Origin of the sequence: Rhodococcus sp. PAMC28707, assembly GCF_004795915.1 — a bacterium.
Taxonomy (GTDB): Bacteria; Actinomycetota; Actinomycetes; order Mycobacteriales; family Mycobacteriaceae; genus Rhodococcoides.
In genome coordinates this window covers 281,670-298,357 of record NZ_CP039253.1, presented here as the reverse complement: position 1 = coordinate 298,357, position 16,688 = coordinate 281,670, and the positions used below count along the sequence as shown (strand labels likewise).

Sequence of the window (16,688 nt, the reverse complement as noted above, 5' to 3'; positions counted from 1 at the left end):
CCCGTCGGTTCGGCATGGCGATCGCGCTGCCGTGAGTACGGCTACTACCTAGGGAGAACGCCGAGAAACACCGAGTTCATTCCCGCAGGCTTCGCTGGTCGTGCACACGTTGTGGGAGTCTGGTCTACAGAGATCACAAGTTGAACGTCTAAGGAGTGCTTATGCCGCAGCAGGTGCGTGCCGTCGTCGCCAAGGCCAAGGGCGAAGCGGTGTCGATCGAGACGGTCACGATTCCGGATCCGGGCCCCAACGACGTCGTCGTGAAGATCGACGCGTGCGGCGTCTGCCACACGGATCTGGCTTACCGTGACGGCGGAATCAATGACGAGTACCCCTTCATGCTCGGGCACGAGGCAGCAGGAACTGTAGAAACTGTCGGTGACGCGGTGACGCACGTCGAGATCGGCGACTTCGTAGTGCTGAACTGGCGCGCAGTATGTGGAGAGTGTCGGGCATGCAAAAAGGGCACACCCTGGTACTGCTTCGATACGCACAATGCCTCGCAAAAGATGACGCTCGTAGATGGCACCGAACTCACTCCTGCGCTCGGTATCGGCGCGTTCGCAGACAAGACTCTCGTCCACGAGCGGCAGTGCACCAAGGTTGCGCCGGGTTCGGACCCGGCGGTCGTCGGGCTGATCGGCTGCGGCGTCATGGCAGGTATCGGCGCGGCGATGAACACCGGCAACGTCTCGCGCGGTGACTCGGTCGCAGTTATCGGCTGCGGTGGCGTCGGCGACGCGGCCATCGCCGGAGCAAAACTGGCAGGCGCGACGAAGATCATCGCTGTCGATCGGGACGAGGGAAAGCTCGAGTGGGCTAAGGACTTGGGCGCTACCCACACGGTGGACGCGTCCGCGGTCGATCCGGTCGAAACCATCCAGGAATTGACCGGTGGGTTCGGCGCCGACGTCGTGATCGATGCTGTCGGTCGACCGGAGACGTGGAAGCAGGCGTTCTACGCTCGCGATCTGGCCGGCACAGTTGTTCTGGTGGGTGTACCGACGCCGGAGATGACACTCGAGATGCCTTTGGTAGATTTTTTCTCTCGTGGTGGCTCGCTCAAGTCTTCTTGGTACGGCGATTGTCTTCCGGAGCGGGACTTCCCGATGCTTGTCGATCTCTACGAGCAGGGTCGATTGCCACTGGAGAAGTTCGTCACCGAACGAATTGGTATCGACGACGTGGAAGCGGCGTTCACTGCGATGCACGACGGCAAGGTGCTGCGTTCGGTGGTCATCCTGTGAGTGGAAAATTGCGCATCCAGAGGGTGGTGACGTCTGGGACGTTCAGTCTCGACGGGGGTACCTGGGACGTCGAGAACAACATCTGGTTGATCGGTGACGACACCGAGGTGGTGATCGTCGATGCAGCGCACCAGCAGCAACCGATCCTGGACGCGGTCGGTAGTCGAACCGTCAAGGCCATCGTCTGCACGCACGGCCACAACGACCACGTGACGGTCGCCCCGCAGCTCTCGCAGGCGCTCGATGCCCCGGTGCTGCTTCACCCAGCGGACGACATGCTGTGGGAGCAGACTCATCCGGGTGTTACGCATCGGACCGTCGAGGACGGTGACCGGATCTCGATAGCGGGAACCGACATCGTCGCTATCCACACGCCCGGTCATTCACCAGGCTCAACGTGCCTGTACGTACCCGAAGCTGGAGAGTTGTTCAGCGGAGACACTTTGTTCTCCGGCGGACCCGGAGCGACAGGACGTTCGTATTCGGACTTTCCGACGATCATCGGTTCCATCCGGGACAAGCTGTTCGCCCTTCCGGCCGAGACTCGCGTCAAGACCGGCCATGGTGACGGCACCAGCATCGGCGACGAGTCTCCGCATCTGGAGGAATGGCTCAAGCGCGGGTCGTGAGCTGCCTGGATCACCGGCAATCACGGTAGAGGTTCGGCCTGTCTCCCGCCTTGTTGACCACTCGAATGAGAAGGTAGAACCGGGCGGGAGCCGGTTATCCGCAGGCGCCGACGCGATGCCCAATACAGATTCGTCTGCGAATACTGGAGGACCTTCCGTGCTGTGCCGTTCCGTATCGAGATCTCGCCCGCTTCTGATCGCGCTCGGGGCGACAGCTTTCCTATCGCTCGCCGGATGTGGGTCCGCGGTGACCGGCACCGCCGAAGCCGGCGGCCAGGGGGCGACGTCGATTACCTCTCGAGACGGGTCGAACACACCTGAAGACGGGCAGGATCTCGGCGCGCTTCTGATCGATCCATCCCAGTTCCCAGCCCCGTACGAGGCCATAGTGCTCCCTCCGCAAGCGATTGCGCAGGCGTCCCCGGATCTCACCGGAATTCCTGCTGGCGCCGAGGTATCACCAGCGGGCTGCAAGCCCACGGAACCAAGTTCGGCGCCGGGTAGCGCTGCGTTGATCGTCGGAACCGATAACGCCAACCGGTCGACGATTTCGATAGAACTGACCGCGGTCGACGAGCCTCTGTCGGTACGCAAGGAGCAACTTCAGCAGTGCGGTGAGGTCGAGGCAACCAAATCCGGTGCCACCTCCGTCATTCGGTCGACTATTTCCCCGGCTCCGCCGATCAATGCCGACGAGACCCTTGCGGTGAAGCAGACCGTGAATTCTGGTACCGGCGCGGACTCGGTGACGCAATCGATGCTCACGTTGATGGCCCAGGTCGACGACGTTCGAATAGCAGCGACGTTCATGTCGTTCGACAACTCCGCGCCGGATGCTGCCGTGTTGGACGAGTTGTTCACCGCTGCGGTCCAGAAGGTGAACGCCGGATAGCACAACCGTCCGACGGGAAGCGTCGGATCTCGAACGTGTGGGCCGTGTTCTTCCACAGGGTGTTGCGCTGTCCACAGCCATATTCCGGCCCAGGTCGCAGATCTGTCGATCGAATACCGACAAGTCATTGTTCTCGCCATGACTACGTTCCCTGACAATTTACCCACTCCACCGATGTTGGCCACAGTGTCGGCTACCGGTGACCTGATCGCTGCCATCCCGGCAATGCTCGGCTTCACCCCTTCACGATCTCTCCTGCTCATCTGCCTGGACGGCCAGATCGGCGAAAGTCTCACTATTGGCACAGTGATGCGTCACGATCTGAGCTTTCCGGACCCCGACCTGACACAGCGCTCGGTAAGCAACGAGATGGCCGATGTGATCGACCGCTTCGCGGCCGTCTGCTTGCGAGATGAGGTTCGCACGGCCATCGCCGTCATCGTCGATGACGGAACGAAGACCTCTGCGGCAGTCGGCCGCGGTGATACCCGTTATCAGGCTCTCGGGAGTCGACTCGAGGACCGACTCCATGCGCGGGGCACCGACCTGCTCGATACGTTCCTGACCGAGAACATCGCGCATGGATGTGCATGGATCTCGCTGACCGAGCCGCGAGAGAGGGGGACCGTATCGGATCCGCGGTCTTCGGCCGTGACGCTCGCATACGTACTCAGGGGGAAGGCAATGCTGGACTCCAGAGAAGCATTCGCAGAGCTGTTGCAGCCCTTGGACACCGAAGTGAGCAGGCAGGTTCGCGCGTGCATGGGCGCGGCACGAGAAGCGGACATGCCCTCGCAACGAATCTCCATCGAACGAATCCTGCAAGAGATCGGTCGCTGGGCACAATCGCCACTCGACCAGCCGAGGTCGCTCGAACTTTCGGCGGAGCAGATCGCCGAGTTCGGGGTTGCTTTGGCGCGCTTGATGGTTCGAGACAGCATGCTCGCGCTTGTCCTTCACGACTGTGCTGCCACTGCTGAGCAACTGTGGTCGTATTTGTCGCGTATATTGCCGGGACCCGAGCGCGCGTGTCCAGCAACGTTGCTCGGGTTCAGCGCGTACGCACGCGGTGACGGAGTAATGGCAGGGGTTGCGATCGATCTAGCGTTGGCCGTCGACCCCGACTACTCACTCGCACGCCTCCTCGACTCCGCCTTGAACGCCGGCGCTCGTCCAGAGATGATCAGAGAGGTTGCGCTCAGCGGCTACGCAGTCGCCGAACTGTGTGGCGTCCGTTTGCCGCCACCTACGAGTGTGCGTTGACTCGTACCGCGTGGGATCGGTCTCCGAGATTCTGCAGGAACGTCCATGCGTCCGCGACGATGACGTCGAGGTCGGTGAAACGCGGAGTCCACCCCAACTCCGAGATGGCACGATCGCTCGAAGCGATCAGGACAGCAGGGTCACCTGCGCGACGGGGTGCATCCTCGACGGCGATAGGAAGGCCTGTCACACGTGTGCACGCGTCGATGACCTCACGGACGGAGAATCCGGTGCCGCTGCCGAGGTTGTAAATCCGATGTCTGCTCGGCGTCGATGTCTCCAGCGCAAGGACATGAGCCTCGGCCAGATCCGCGACATGAATGTAGTCGCGTACCGCAGTTCCGTCCGGTGTCGGATAGTCGGAACCGAAGACCGAAATCTTCTCGCGTTGGCCCAGAGCAGTTTGCAGCACGAGCGGAATCAGGTGCGTCTCGACAACCCGATTCTCGCCGAACTCCTTGTAAGCACCAGCGACGTTGAAATACCGCAGGCTGGTGGCAGCCAATCCGTATGCTGCTGAATACGACGTGATCGCGTGATCGATTGCCAATTTGGTTGCACCGTAAGGATTGGTCGGCGCCGCAGGTGCATCCTCGGTGATCGGTGTCTTCTGCGGCTCACCGTACGTGGCGGCAGTCGAAGAAAACACCAGCCGAGGGGTGTTCGACTCACGAATCGCATCGAGCAACGCGAGCGTGGTCACCACGTTGCCGGACCAGTACTCTGCCGGCGCGACAACTGATTCACCGACAAGCGACTGGGCGGCGAAATGCAATACCCCATCGAATTTCGTTTCGGACAACAGCGATGCCGCGACATCCTTGATGTCGGCTTCGACGAACGTCGCGTTCGTCGGGACGGCCTCGCTGTTTCCGGTGGACAAATTGTCGACGACGACGACGTCATGTCCTCGATCGACAAGTATCGCCGCGCAGACACTGCCCACGTAGCCGGCACCGCCGGTCACCAAAAGTCTCACTACTTCATCTCCTCGTAGGGCCGGAGGCCGCTCGATGTATGCCGGCCTCCGCGCCTCGACGCCATGAACTAGACCAACTTCACCTGAACGGCGTGAGCCATTTCTTCCGAAATATCTATTCCCTCATGACCTGGAACGGTAATGGTGACCGTGCCGGGCTTGGCCTCGACTGTAACCCGGGCGTCTGGGACGACACCCGCATCACGCAACTGTGCGATGACCTCCGGATCGGATTGGACGTGCTCTGCGAGTCGACGCACGACCACCGCCGTCGGCTGACCGTGCGAGACGTCCGTCAGGCGAATCAAATCTTCGTGGACCGCCGCCGGCTGGCCGAAACCCAGCTCATCCAAACCTGGAATCGGGTTGCCGTAGGGCGAGGTCGTCGGATTGTTCAGTACAGCGACGAGACGACGTTCCACCTCTTCGCTCATCACGTGTTCCCACCGGCATGCCTCGGCGTGCACGTCCTCCCAGCGAAGACCGATGATGTCGACCAGCAGTCGCTCGGCGAGTCGATGCTTGCGCATCACCGACACAGCGAGTCCGCGTCCCTTCTCGGTCAGCTCCAGATGGCGGTCGCCCGCAACGGAAAGCAGCCCGTCACGTTCCATCCTGGCCACAGTCTGACTGACGGTAGGACCACTCTGTTCGAGGCGTTCGGCGATACGTGCCCGTAAAGGCACCACACCCTCTTCCTCCAAATCGTAGATCGTGCGGAGGTACATCTCCGTGGTGTCGACCAGATCCTTCACACTCAACCCCTTCGTCTTGGCCGATTCTACCGTTGATCGGCGCGTATAGGTGTTCCAGGCCGTCCCGCTGGCGAGCCGGACGGTACCGAGACGCGTAACGGAGGCAACGTTCGGCCTTACTCGCCCAGTGCCGTTGCTCGCCCAGTGCCCTTGCGGCACGTAGCGTGTCCGTTATGGCAGACCAGGTGGCTCGATCACCGTTCCAGAATCCGGCAGTCGCAGAAGACATCGTCGTGTGGAGCGCGGAGTACCTCTCGTATCGGTGGAGCGATGACCACCCCATGAACCCGACCCGACTGGATCTGACCATGTCGCTGGCGCGGCAGATCGGTGTGCTCGACGGCATCGAACTCGTGGAGCCGACCGCCGCGCCGGATTCGGAGCTGCTGAGGATTCACACTCCGGCCTACATCGAAGCGGTCAAGCGTGCCCCTGAGAAACTTGCCGCTTCGGAGGAACTGGCATCGGCCGGCCATTCGGAGGAGCCGGAACACGGGCTCGGCGGAGACGACAATCCGATCTTCCAACGCATGCACGAAGCGAGCGCGATGCTGACCGGCGGTTCGCTGGCAGCAGCCCGGGAGATTGCGTCCGGACGGGCTCGACGAGCTGTCAGCATCGGCGGTGGAATGCACCACGCGATGGCGGACTGGGCGTCTGGTTTCTGCGTGTACAACGATGCTGCGATCGCAATTTCATGGTTATTGGACAATGGGTTCGATCGAATTGCCTACATCGATGTCGATGCGCACCACGGTGACGGGGTGCAGCATGCCTTCATCGACGATCCGAGGGTGCTGACCGTGTCTTTGCACCAACATCCGGCGACGTTGTGGCCCAACACGGGGTGGTCGAGCGAAGTCGGTTCCGGTGCTGCGGAGGGCACGGCAATCAACATTCCACTCCTGCCTGGCACCGGTGACCGACTGTGGTTACGCGCATTCCATGCGATCGTGCCTGGGGCCATTTCTGCGTTCCGCCCGCAGATCATCGTGAGCCAATGTGGAGTCGACAGTCACAGAGAGGATCCGCTCGCGGACCTCGCCCTCACCGTCGACGGCCAGAATGCCGCATTTCTCGCGATGCGTGACCTCGCGGACGAGCATTCGGAGGGGCGATGGCTGGCAGTCGGCGGAGGTGGTTACGGACTGGTTCGCGTGGTGCCCAGAGCGTGGACCCATCTGATCGCCGCAGCCCTCGGCCGTCCGATAGACCCTGCGATGCCTCTGCCCGATCTTTGGCGCGATCGGGTTCGGCACTTGGCGCCCAGCGTCGACCTGCCACAGGCGATGGGTGACGGTGGCGATGTGGACTATCCCGCGTGGGACGGCCCAGGGGGTGCTGTCCAGGGATCGATCGAAGCAGCCGATCGTGCACTCGAAAGGGTGGATTCGGCGATCATCGCCACTCGCAGAGCGAGCTTCCCGCTTCTCGGACTCGACCCGGAGGATCCTCGTGACTGAGCCGACCACCCAAGACGCCGACACGGCGAAAGAGCGCGACCGTGTGCGCTCGGAAACGACATTTCCCAAGCACTGGGTCGTCGACGTACTCGCCTCGGACGGGGGAGTGGTGCATCTGCGCCCGATCGTGCCGTCCGATGGGAAGGCGTTGATCGAGTTCCACAGCGGACTGTCCGAGCGCACTCGATATCTGCGGTATTTCGGTCCGTACCCGACCATGCCGCAGCGTGACGTCCTCAACTTCACGACTGTCGACCATCACTCGAGGGTCGCGTTCGTGGCAATACTCGGCGACGACATCATCGCGGTCGGTCGCTACGAACGTCTGCCGGAGGGCGATGGTAACTCTGCGGAGGTCGCATTCGTCGTAGCCGACTCGCATCAAGGCCGCGGGCTCGGGCCTATTCTGCTCGAACATCTCGCCGGAGCTGCAGCGGAGAACGGCGTCCGGATGTTCGTCGCCGAGGTGCTCGCCGAGAACCGAAACATGGTCAGTGTCTTCCGCGAAGCCGGGTATCAGGTCAGCCGAAGCTACGAAGGGGGCGTGCTGCGTCTGGAATTCGCCATCGACCCGAGTGAAGCTCTGCTGTCGGTGCGCAATTCGCGCGAGCGAGCGGCCGAGGCGCGCAGTGTCCGAAACGTGCTGAGTCCGACCTCCGTCGCAGTGATCGGCGCGTCGACCGACAGTTCCAAGGTTGGAAACGCGGTGTTGGCCAACCTCCTTGCCGGCGGCTTCACCGGACCGGTGTACCCGGTCAATGCCGATCACAAGTCAGTGCGTGGCGTTCGGGCCTACCCGTCGGTGCACGATATTCCGGACTCAGTGGATCTGGCCATCGCAGCGGTTCCTGCCGATGCCATCGACGACGTCCTCGACGATTGTCTCGACAAAGGTGTCAAAGCCCTCGTCGTCGTGTCAGGTGGGTTCGGTGAGACCGGTGAAGCGGGTCAGGAGAACGAGCGCCGGTTGGTACACGCGGCGCGGGCGCACGGTATGAGGCTCGTCGGACCCAATGCATTGGGCGTCGCCAACACCGACCCGGCCTTCGCCCTCAACGCAACCCTCGCTCCGCGACTTCCGATGCCTGGGCGCGTCGGCTTCTTCTGTCAATCCGGGGCCCTCGGCATCGCAATTCTCGACCAAGCAGCAAAACGGAGACTGGGTCTGTCGACCTTCGTCTCGGCGGGCAATCGCGCGGACGTGTCGGGAAACGATCTTCTGCAGTACTGGGATTCGGACCCCGAAACAGAGGTCGTTCTGCTGTACCTCGAAAGTTTCGGTAACCCACGCAAATTCACCCGGATCGCGCGACGCGTAGCACGTACCAAGCCCATCATCGCGGTCAAGAGTGGCCGAGGTGCGGTGCCGCCGGCACTGGCAACGGGACCTGCTATCGATGATTCCATCGTCAAGGCGTTGTTCGAGCAGGCAGGTGTGATCCAAGTCGACACCATCGCGCAGTTGTTCGATTGCGCAATTCTGTTCGGCTACCAACCATTACCTTCCGGGCCACGCGTCGCCGTCGTCGGCAACTCGACAGCCCTCGGCGTTCTCGCTGTGGACGCTGCGCGTGCCGATGGATTGCACGCGGGAGTGCCGATCGACGTAGGTCCACAGGCCGGCCCGGAAGAATTCGCGGCCGCGGTGGCGGGTGCCCTCGCAGCCGGCGACGTCGATTCGGTCATCGTCGTCTTCGTGCCACCGGTGGCGGTCACGGTCGAGCCGTTCGCCAAGGCTCTCGGCGATGCAGTCCTAGGTGCCGACAAACCCGTCCTGACGACATTCCTCGCGACAGAGGGGATACCGGACGTATTGGCCGTACGCGGGGAATTCGGACAGCCGATCCGCGGATCGGTGCCTTCGTATTCGAGCCCGGAGCGTGCGGTGACGGCACTTGCGAAGGCCTGGCGTTACGCGGCCTGGCGGAGCAGACCTGTGTCGACACCTCTGCGGCCCAGCGGTATCGATTCCGAACGTGCACAGTCATTGGTTCGTGACTGGTCGGCTCAGGAACACACTCGGTGGCTTTCGGATTTCGAGACTGCTGAGCTTCTCGGGTGCTACGGGATAGAGATAACCGAGTTTCGTTCAGTGATAGATGAGGACGAAGCCGTTGCTGCCGGTGAGGAATTGGGCTATCCCGTCGCGGTCAAAGCGACAGGAGCGCAGTGGAGACACCGACCGGATCTCGGTGGTGTTCGGCTCGATCTCACCGGACCCGAGGCCACACGTCTGGCCTATCGCGCGCTCGCGGCCGATTCTGGTGAGCCGCTGCTCCACGTCCAGAAGATGGCAGCAAAAGGTATCGGTTGTGTGGTGCGGGTTCAGGACGATCCGTCGTTCGGTTCGCTGATCTCGTTCGGACTGGCTGGAGTGATATCGGATCTTCTGGGAGACAGGGCATATCGCGTGCTCCCGTTGACGGAGGACGAAGCGGTGCAATTGATCGACGCACCGAAGGCTGCTCCATTGCTGTCCGGGTACCGCAATGCAGTCCCGGTCGACAAGAGCGCGCTCGTGGACATCGTTCAACGAGTGTCGGCGATGGCCGACGATATCCCCGAGATCAGAGAACTGGCGTGCGAACCGGTTCTGGCGTCTGCGCATGGTGCACAGATCACCGATGCACGCGTACGTCTCGGACCCGAGCCGAGCAAGAACGATCTCGGCCCGCGACGTTTGCGCTGACCGTCACGGGCGAGAGTGGTTTCTCGTTCTTTGGAAAGCGGGGGCCGAGTCGGCATTCCTAGAGGGGGGAAGGAAGTCGACTCGGCCACCCACATCTGCGGGTGTGGCCGCGGGAATTCTCACCGCTGCGCCACTCGTCATCGCGGTCGTACAGAGTTGCGGTAATACAGAGGGTGCGGTCGTACAGTCTTCAGCTTGCGTAGGACCGTAGCTTCTCCGCTCGGTCGCCCTGCCGAAGCTTGACCATGACCTCGCGCTCGATCTGACGAACGCGCTCGCGCGAGAGACCGAACAGTTTGCCGATCTGATCGAGTGTGCGGGGCTGCCCATCATCCAAGCCGTACCGCAGACGAATGACCTGTTGCTCGCGTTCGTCCAGCGTGGAGAGCACTGTGCGGACGTCGCTGTGAAGAAGTCCGGCGATAACTGCGTTCTCAGCGGAAGTAGCTTCGGAGTCCTCGATGAAGTCGCCGAGTGGGGCTTCCTCATCGCTTCCGACCGGCATATCGAGGCTGACCGGGTCGCGACTGTGATCGAGTAGGTCGGCAATCTTCGCGGCCGGAATTCCCGATTCGCTGGACAGTTCGTCGTCGGTGGCCTCGCGACCGAGTTGCTGATGAAGTTCTCGCTTGATCCTGGCCAGCTTGTTCACCTGCTCGACCAAATGTACTGGTAGCCGAATGGTTCGGCTCTGATCTGCCATCCCACGGGTGATGGCCTGCCGGATCCACCAGGTTGCGTAGGTGGAGAACTTGAACCCCTTTGCGTAGTCGAACTTCTCCATAGCGCGAATCAGACCGAGGTTCCCCTCTTGAATCAGATCGAGCAGCGGCATGCCACGTCCGGTGTATCGCTTCGCAAGGGACACCACGAGACGTAGGTTTGCCTCGAGAAGATGGCTCCGAGCAGCACTCCCGTCACGGACGATGATCGCCAGCTTGCGCTTTTTGACCGCCGTCAAGCGCTTGGTGTTCTCCAGCACATTCTTCGCGTACAAGCCAGCTTCGATGCGCTTGGCGAGATTCACTTCCTCTTCCGCAGTCAACAGCGCGGTGCGACCTATGCCGTTGAGATAGACGCGGACGAGATCCGCAGCCGGGCTCTGTGCGTCGAGATCGGCGTCGGTCGGACGTGGGCGGGTCGTAGTGCTGGGGCTGGTCATGACTTGCCTCCTGATCGGTGGTGTCTCATAGGGATCAACGTCCGGGCGTCCCCGAAAAGTTCCCACGCTCCACCCTCTGATACCCGCTTGACCAGGGTCTATCCAGTGTCCGTCCTGAGAAGTTGCTGAGAAGGTTCGGGCTTGGAACTCAGTCCTCTGCACCCTCCGGCGCGAGGAGTCCGTGACGGAACAGGCCGGTGATCAGCTCGACGGCACCCTCCAGTAGGTCGGTCTCGTCGAGATCGCTCGCCGAGGCCAACAGTGTGACCAGTTCGCGTAACGCCAGACCGTTCGGTCGCATCCCTGCGAGCAAGCGTGCGCCCAACTCGTCGATCTCGTGCTGCCAGTTCGGGCCGTTTCCCCGGTACACACGGACGACCTCCTCGCTCCATCCATCTTCGCCCGGCAGATAGACACGTTCGAGGGCAGTCGCGGGATCGAGCCGGAACACTGCGTCAGCGGGATCGTTTTCACGAAGCCAGGCGACCCTGTCGAAATAGGCGATCGCTTCGTTGCCGAGCGGATCTTCGAATGCATGGTGAAGGTCCTCGGCCAGAACATCGCTCGGCAGGTCGGTCTTACGCAGATAGACGAATCCGAACCCGATGCCTTCGACCTCGGCCCCGGCGAAGTGCGCCAGCCAGGACTCTGCCAGGACTCCTCCTGCGATGTCCCGTTGATCGACCCCTCCATCTCTCAACCACGTACCGACGTACAGTGCCGGATTGGCAACGTCGCGCTGCACAATCCACGCATCCACACCGTGATCGGGAATCCACGATGCAACCCGCGCGCGCCAATCCTCGCCGATGACGTGGATCCAGGACGCCAGAATGACGGCAGTACCACCGGGCTTCAAGTGTTCCGGTGCCTGTTCGATCATCAGTCTGCTCGCCCCATCGAGATCGATCCCCGAGTCGCGGTAGCTGTGCTCGATCGTCCCGCGCCCGACGACGAACGGCGGGTTGGCAACGATCCGATCGAAGGTCCTTCCCGCGACGGGCTCGAACCAGGATCCGCGCAGCAACTCGATGTCCATGCCGTTGAGAGCACACGTTGCCTCGGCCAGAAGCATCGCGCGTTCACTGATGTCGGTACCGGTCACGGTGTCGGCGTACTCGGCGGCGTGGATCGCCTGCACCCCACACCCGGTACCCACGTCGAGGACATCTCCGACCTGGGTGGTCGGAGTTCCGCGAAGTAGCGAGAGCGATGCCTGACCCACACCGAGTACATGATCGGTGGCGGTCGGTAGTGGACGCATGCTGCCGTCGAGATCGGAGAAGATCCAGCGGGAGCCGTATCCGGCGTCGAGTGGTCGAATGTCGAGCAAGGCACGCACACGATCAGGATCGACCCGCTCGACGATCCCAGCTGCGACAGCGTCGTCGACCGAGAGCGGGGACAGAGCTTCGGCGGCCTCGCGCACTTCGATGTCGTCGACGAGTAGGAACAGGCGAATCAGAACACCCAGGCGCCCACGATCTTGGCTCTCGCGCCGCACCGGAACAGGTTCGCTACGCATCAGGGCGGCGTGGGCTTCATCTCCGAGTGCTTCGAGAAGACTGTCGGCGTTGTAGGAACTCGTTTCGAAGGCTTGTCGGAGAGATGGGCATGCAGAAAGCAGTGTCGCAGTCACCGACACAGTCTTTCAGGCAGCGAGCACCGCTGTGTCCACCCGGCGTACCCGTCAGTCTTCGCTTGCATCGATGACGCGATGGGAGCGTGCCTCGATCTGTGTCGACTCGACGTGTCGGCCGTCGTAGCGGCTCACTTCGTTCTTGGTGCGCGGCGGGCGGTCGTTGGCGATGAGTACCGCAATCCAGGGGAGAGGGATGGAGACCCCGACGATCGCCATTGCTATCCACGGATTGGCCCACATGCTGTACGACACGGCGGCGAGAACCAGCGCGGGGATACGGAAAGACATGATGAACATGTATTTCCGCACTCGAGCTTTGTGCTGATCTTCGACCGACTGTTGCGCCTCGGTGATCAATGTGGGGTTACGGGCCGATCCACTCTCGGCCGAGCCGGAAAACCCCTGGGTTCTCGTCATCCCTCCACTGTGGCACTACCTCACCCGGAATGCACTTGCCGGCGTCGTTCGTCTCATAACGACGGATGCGGAATAATCGAATCATGAGCACTCAGACGAAAGACCGCCCCGAGATCGCGCCGGACGAAACCACGGAAGACGACCGCCCGAAATTCTTTCATTACGTGAAGAAGAACAAGATCACCGAAAGCGCAGTGATGGGCACACACGTCGTCGCGCTGTGCGGTGAAGTTTTTCCGGTGACCAAATCGGCGAAGCCGGGCTCGCCGGTGTGTCCCGATTGCAAAAAGGTCTACGAGGGATTGAAGAAGGGCGACTGACCGCGGCCCGGATTCGGCAGTTGATCGCCGGAGGGCGGCACCTTAGGGGTAGGGCCCGGCTGAGGTGGGCCGTCGGGTTCCGCCGAGGTGTCGGGGGAGGGCGAACTCCCCGATGCTTCCTTGAACCCGTTCGATCGGCCCCTGTCCTGACCGGCCCGGATGGGGCCTGTAGCCAACCTCCACGCAACCGCTGTAACAGGCCCCGACTCCTCGGAATCTGCCTGCGCAGCAAGCCATCCCTTCATCTGATCGATCCTGGTTGCGCGCGCGGGGAAGAACTCCTGAATTGTCGCGTTGAACTCTGCACCGAGAACGACTGCGAACCCCAGGAAGAAAGTGAACAGAAGAAACGCGATGGGGGTCGCCAGCGCGCCATAGGTGTACCCGGTTCCGGTGATCCAGGTCAGATAACGGCGAAGCACCGCGCTGGCGATCATGAAGAACACGCCTGCGAGCAATGCTCCCCCCAAGAGTCGGTGCCACGGGAGAGACGTATGCAGCGCCACCTTGTAGAGCGTGGTCAATCCGGCGATGAGAAGCAGTCCGACGGCGGGGTAGTAGAAGAAGTCGATCAGTTCGGTACCGATTTCGAACCATGAACCCGGGAGGATCTGCTTCACGTACGTAGGGCCCAGCGCAACCAGCGGTAGGACGAACACTGCTGCGATCAGAAACGCCATGTAGAGCAGCAGGGCGAACACTCGCTGCCAAATCGGGTTACGTGCATCCTGCTGGCCGTGCGCTTCGACTATCGAATCGACGAACGTGGAGATCGCCGACGATCCCGCCCACAGAGACAGTACGAAACCAGCGGACACGACCTCGCCTCGTCCTTGCTGGAGAATGTCCTGCACCGTCGGGGTGATGATGCCGTCGACGACGCTGTCGCTGAATACCGTGCTGCTGAAAGTGATGATCTTCGACTCGATGATGTCGATGGTGTTGGGACCGAACCAGCCGGCGACGAACCCGAGACTGCCGAGTACTCCGAGCAACAATGGCGGGAGTGAGAGCGTCTGCCAGAACGCCGCAGTCGCAGCTTTGCTGAAGATCGAGTCGTCCCAGGACTTGGTCAGTGTGCGAAGCGTCACAACCCATGTGGATCGAAGCGGCCGTCTCCTGGACAACTGCTCTCTCGGTGGTGTTTCGCCTGCAGAATCACTCATGATTCCTCCAGCATTCCTGAACGAGGCTCGGAGTGCCCGTTTACACCCGTCGTGTCGCTGGAGCAGTCGAACGATCGAGCCCCTCGGGTGCTCCTTCCGATGCGAGATCGGTCGGTGCGGAGCGATAGGCTCCACGGCGGGAACTGCAGGGCAACCGAGAGCGCGAGGAATTCGATCGAATGCCAGGAACCGGCGGGCCAGTGAGCACTGACATGACCGAAGCCGAATCAACAGACCAAAGAGCACCCACCGAAACTTCGGCAGGTGGCGCGCCGCTGCGCGCATGGCAGAGGCGCGCCCTGACCCGGTATCTGGTGGCCTCACCCAAGGACTTTCTCGCAGTCGCGACGCCGGGAGCAGGTAAGACCACCTTCGCCTTGCGCGTCGCATCGGAGTTGTTGGCGCACCGAACCGTCGATCAGATCACTGTCGTCGCCCCGACCGAACACTTGAAGCACCAGTGGGCGGAATCCGCTGCTCGCGTCGGAATTGCGCTCGACTCTCGCTTCTCCAACTCGACCGGTCAGACCTCGAGTGACTACCACGGCGTGGTCGTCACGTATGCCCAGATCGCTTCACACCCGTTTCGTCATCGGGTGCGCACCGAGGCTCGACGCACGCTCGTCATCCTCGACGAGATCCATCACGGTGGCGACGCCAAGAGTTGGGGCGAGGGCATCCGCGAGGCATTCGGTGATGCAACGCGCAGACTGGCGTTGACCGGTACACCTTTCCGCAGCGACGACAGCCCGATTCCGTTCATCAATTACGAACCGGACGAAGAGGGGTTGATGCGTTCACGCGCCGACCACTCGTACGGCTATTCGGAGGCTTTGGCCGACGGTGTCGTACGGCCGGTGGTGTTCCTCGCGTATTCGGGTGAGGCGCGGTGGCGAGACAACGCCGGGGAAGAGTTCACCGCACGTCTGGGTGAGCCACTGAGTGCCGAGCAGACCGCACGGGCGTGGCGGACGGCCCTCGATCCGCAGGGCGACTGGATGCCCGCTGTGCTGTTGGCCGCACACACCAGACTCGGGCAACTGAGGGCCGGAGGCATGCCGGACGCAGGTGGACTCGTGATCGCGACCGACCAAACCGTCGCGCGTGCCTACGCCAAGCTGCTCGAGGTGATCACCGGGGAAGCGCCGTCGATCGTTTTGTCCGACGACCCGACGTCCTCGGCGCGGATCGCCGAGTTCGGGAAAAGCACCCAACAGTGGATGGTTGCGGTCCGAATGGTGTCGGAGGGCGTCGACGTTCCGCGATTGGCGGTGGGTGTGTACGCGACTAGCGCGTCGACGCCGCTCTATTTCGCTCAGGCCATCGGTCGTTTCGTTCGATCACGGCGCAAGGGGGAGACCGCAAGCGTTTTTCTGCCGTCGGTGCCGGTCCTGTTGGACTTGGCGAGTCAACTCGAGGCGCAGCGTGACCACGTACTGGGTAAGCCCCATCGCGAAAAGGACGGGTTCGACGACGAGTTGCTCGCCGATGCCAACAAGCAGAAAGACGAACTAGGCGAGGAAGAGAAGGCGTACACCTCGCTCGGTGCCGACGCGGAGCTCGATCAGGTGATCTACGACGGATCCTCGTTCGGGACTGCGACGTTCTCGGGAAGCGACGAGGAAGCCGATTACCTCGGCCTACCTGGGCTGTTGGATGCCAAGCAGATGCGCGACCTGCTTCGTCAGCGGCAGCAGGAACAGATCGACAAGCCGACAGCGCCCGGGCTGTCCGTACCCGCTCCGGTAGCGGTGTCGGAACGTGCATCCTCGGCCGGCCAGCTGGCCGGGCTTCGTCGTGAACTCAACAGTTTGGTTGCGGTGTACCACCATCGCACCGGGAAGCCCCACGGGGTCATTCACGGGGACTTACGGCGCATCTGTGGCGGGCCACCGACTGCTATGGCCACCGCAGATCAGCTGAGCGAGCGGATCGTTCAACTGCGGAAGATGTAGGGCGGATACGTTCGATCCCGGAAGCAGAGCGGAACGGGTGGCCACGATTTCTCGTGGCCACCCGTTCCGGTTTCACATGACTGTCGATTCGTCGGCGCATGCGCCTTCC

Annotated in this window: 14 protein-coding genes; 8 read left to right on the top strand and 6 right to left on the bottom strand. The window is 62.1% G+C overall.

Translation table 11 applies throughout. The annotated features are described in order from the left end of the window. Positions 1–161 precede the first annotated feature (161 nt). From E5720_RS01330 to E5720_RS01315, 4 genes are all read left to right on the top strand, one after another. On the top strand, positions 162–1,247 hold the full coding sequence (locus tag E5720_RS01330) for an S-(hydroxymethyl)mycothiol dehydrogenase (RefSeq protein ID WP_136169166.1): 1,086 nt from the start codon (positions 162–164) through the stop codon (positions 1,245–1,247). Continuing rightward, positions 1,244–1,876, top strand: coding sequence for an MBL fold metallo-hydrolase (locus tag E5720_RS01325; RefSeq protein WP_136169165.1), 633 nt, complete (start codon positions 1,244–1,246; stop codon positions 1,874–1,876). The genes E5720_RS01330 and E5720_RS01325 overlap by 4 nt, the downstream gene beginning before the upstream one ends. Before the next feature lie 247 nt (positions 1,877–2,123). Continuing rightward, positions 2,124–2,768: a sensor domain-containing protein gene (locus E5720_RS01320; RefSeq protein WP_247596123.1), complete on the top strand. Its 645-nt coding sequence runs from the start codon at positions 2,124–2,126 to the stop codon at positions 2,766–2,768. 138 nt (positions 2,769–2,906) lie between these two features. Further along, the gene (locus E5720_RS01315) at positions 2,907–4,031 is read left to right on the top strand and encodes a DUF4192 domain-containing protein (protein WP_136169164.1); all 1,125 of its coding nucleotides are present in this window, start codon (positions 2,907–2,909) and stop codon (positions 4,029–4,031) included. Here E5720_RS01315 and galE read toward each other — a convergent pair. Then, complete coding sequence (gene galE / locus E5720_RS01310) at positions 4,015–5,010, bottom strand: UDP-glucose 4-epimerase GalE (protein WP_136169163.1); 996 nt, start codon at positions 5,008–5,010, stop codon at positions 4,015–4,017. The genes E5720_RS01315 and galE overlap by 17 nt on opposite strands. A 68-nt stretch (positions 5,011–5,078) precedes the next feature. Then, positions 5,079–5,765: a metal-dependent transcriptional regulator gene (locus E5720_RS01305; protein ID WP_136169162.1), complete on the bottom strand. Its 687-nt coding sequence runs from the start codon at positions 5,763–5,765 to the stop codon at positions 5,079–5,081. A 173-nt stretch (positions 5,766–5,938) separates the two neighbouring features. On the opposite strand from E5720_RS01305, the gene E5720_RS01300 reads away from it, so the two are divergent. Further along, on the top strand, positions 5,939–7,228 hold the full coding sequence (locus tag E5720_RS01300; protein WP_136169161.1) for an acetoin utilization protein AcuC: 1,290 nt from the start codon (positions 5,939–5,941) through the stop codon (positions 7,226–7,228). A gap of 43 nt (positions 7,229–7,271) precedes the next feature. Continuing rightward, the gene (locus E5720_RS01295) at positions 7,272–9,917 is read left to right on the top strand and encodes a bifunctional GNAT family N-acetyltransferase/acetate--CoA ligase family protein (protein ID WP_247596272.1); all 2,646 of its coding nucleotides are present in this window, start codon (positions 7,272–7,274) and stop codon (positions 9,915–9,917) included. Between the two features lie 190 nt (positions 9,918–10,107). On the opposite strand, the gene E5720_RS01290 is transcribed toward E5720_RS01295, so the two are convergent. The 3 genes from E5720_RS01290 to E5720_RS01280 all read right to left on the bottom strand — a co-directional run bounded on the left by E5720_RS01290 (position 10,108) and on the right by E5720_RS01280 (position 13,138). Continuing rightward, the gene (locus E5720_RS01290) at positions 10,108–11,079 is read right to left on the bottom strand and encodes a sigma-70 family RNA polymerase sigma factor (protein ID WP_136169159.1); all 972 of its coding nucleotides are present in this window, start codon (positions 11,077–11,079) and stop codon (positions 10,108–10,110) included. Between the two features lie 148 nt (positions 11,080–11,227). Next, positions 11,228–12,718, bottom strand: coding sequence for a class I SAM-dependent methyltransferase (locus E5720_RS01285; RefSeq protein WP_136169158.1), 1,491 nt, complete (start codon positions 12,716–12,718; stop codon positions 11,228–11,230). 51 nt (positions 12,719–12,769) lie between these two features. After that, positions 12,770–13,138, bottom strand: a complete 369-nt coding sequence (locus E5720_RS01280; RefSeq protein WP_084348726.1) for a DUF3099 domain-containing protein — start codon at positions 13,136–13,138, stop codon at positions 12,770–12,772. An 83-nt stretch (positions 13,139–13,221) separates the two neighbouring features. On the opposite strand from E5720_RS01280, the gene E5720_RS01275 reads away from it, so the two are divergent. Next, positions 13,222–13,458: a DUF3039 domain-containing protein gene (locus tag E5720_RS01275; RefSeq protein WP_084348727.1), complete on the top strand. Its 237-nt coding sequence runs from the start codon at positions 13,222–13,224 to the stop codon at positions 13,456–13,458. Here E5720_RS01275 and E5720_RS01270 read toward each other — a convergent pair. Then, positions 13,431–14,624 (bottom strand): YihY/virulence factor BrkB family protein, encoded by a 1,194-nt coding sequence (locus E5720_RS01270; protein WP_136169157.1) that lies wholly within the window; start codon positions 14,622–14,624, stop codon positions 13,431–13,433. The two genes, E5720_RS01275 and E5720_RS01270, sit on opposite strands and share 28 nt — an antisense overlap. A gap of 212 nt (positions 14,625–14,836) precedes the next feature. Here E5720_RS01270 and E5720_RS01265 point away from each other — a divergent pair, with 212 nt between their 5' ends. After that, positions 14,837–16,579, top strand: coding sequence for a DEAD/DEAH box helicase (locus E5720_RS01265; protein WP_136169156.1), 1,743 nt, complete (start codon positions 14,837–14,839; stop codon positions 16,577–16,579). Positions 16,580–16,688: the final 109 nt, after the last annotated feature.

Coding starts and splice junctions, on each gene's coding strand:
- E5720_RS01300 (WP_136169161.1), top strand. CDS start 5,939: ATGGCAGACCAGGTGGCTCGATCACCGTTCCAGAATCCGGCAGTCGCA.
- E5720_RS01280 (WP_084348726.1), bottom strand. CDS start 13,138: ATGACGAGAACCCAGGGGTTTTCCGGCTCGGCCGAGAGTGGATCGGCC.
- E5720_RS01275 (WP_084348727.1), top strand. CDS start 13,222: ATGAGCACTCAGACGAAAGACCGCCCCGAGATCGCGCCGGACGAAACC.
- E5720_RS01315 (WP_136169164.1), top strand. CDS start 2,907: ATGACTACGTTCCCTGACAATTTACCCACTCCACCGATGTTGGCCACA.
- E5720_RS01265 (WP_136169156.1), top strand. CDS start 14,837: ATGACCGAAGCCGAATCAACAGACCAAAGAGCACCCACCGAAACTTCG.
- E5720_RS01330 (WP_136169166.1), top strand. CDS start 162: ATGCCGCAGCAGGTGCGTGCCGTCGTCGCCAAGGCCAAGGGCGAAGCG.
- E5720_RS01270 (WP_136169157.1), bottom strand. CDS start 14,624: ATGAGTGATTCTGCAGGCGAAACACCACCGAGAGAGCAGTTGTCCAGG.
- E5720_RS01290 (WP_136169159.1), bottom strand. CDS start 11,079: ATGACCAGCCCCAGCACTACGACCCGCCCACGTCCGACCGACGCCGAT.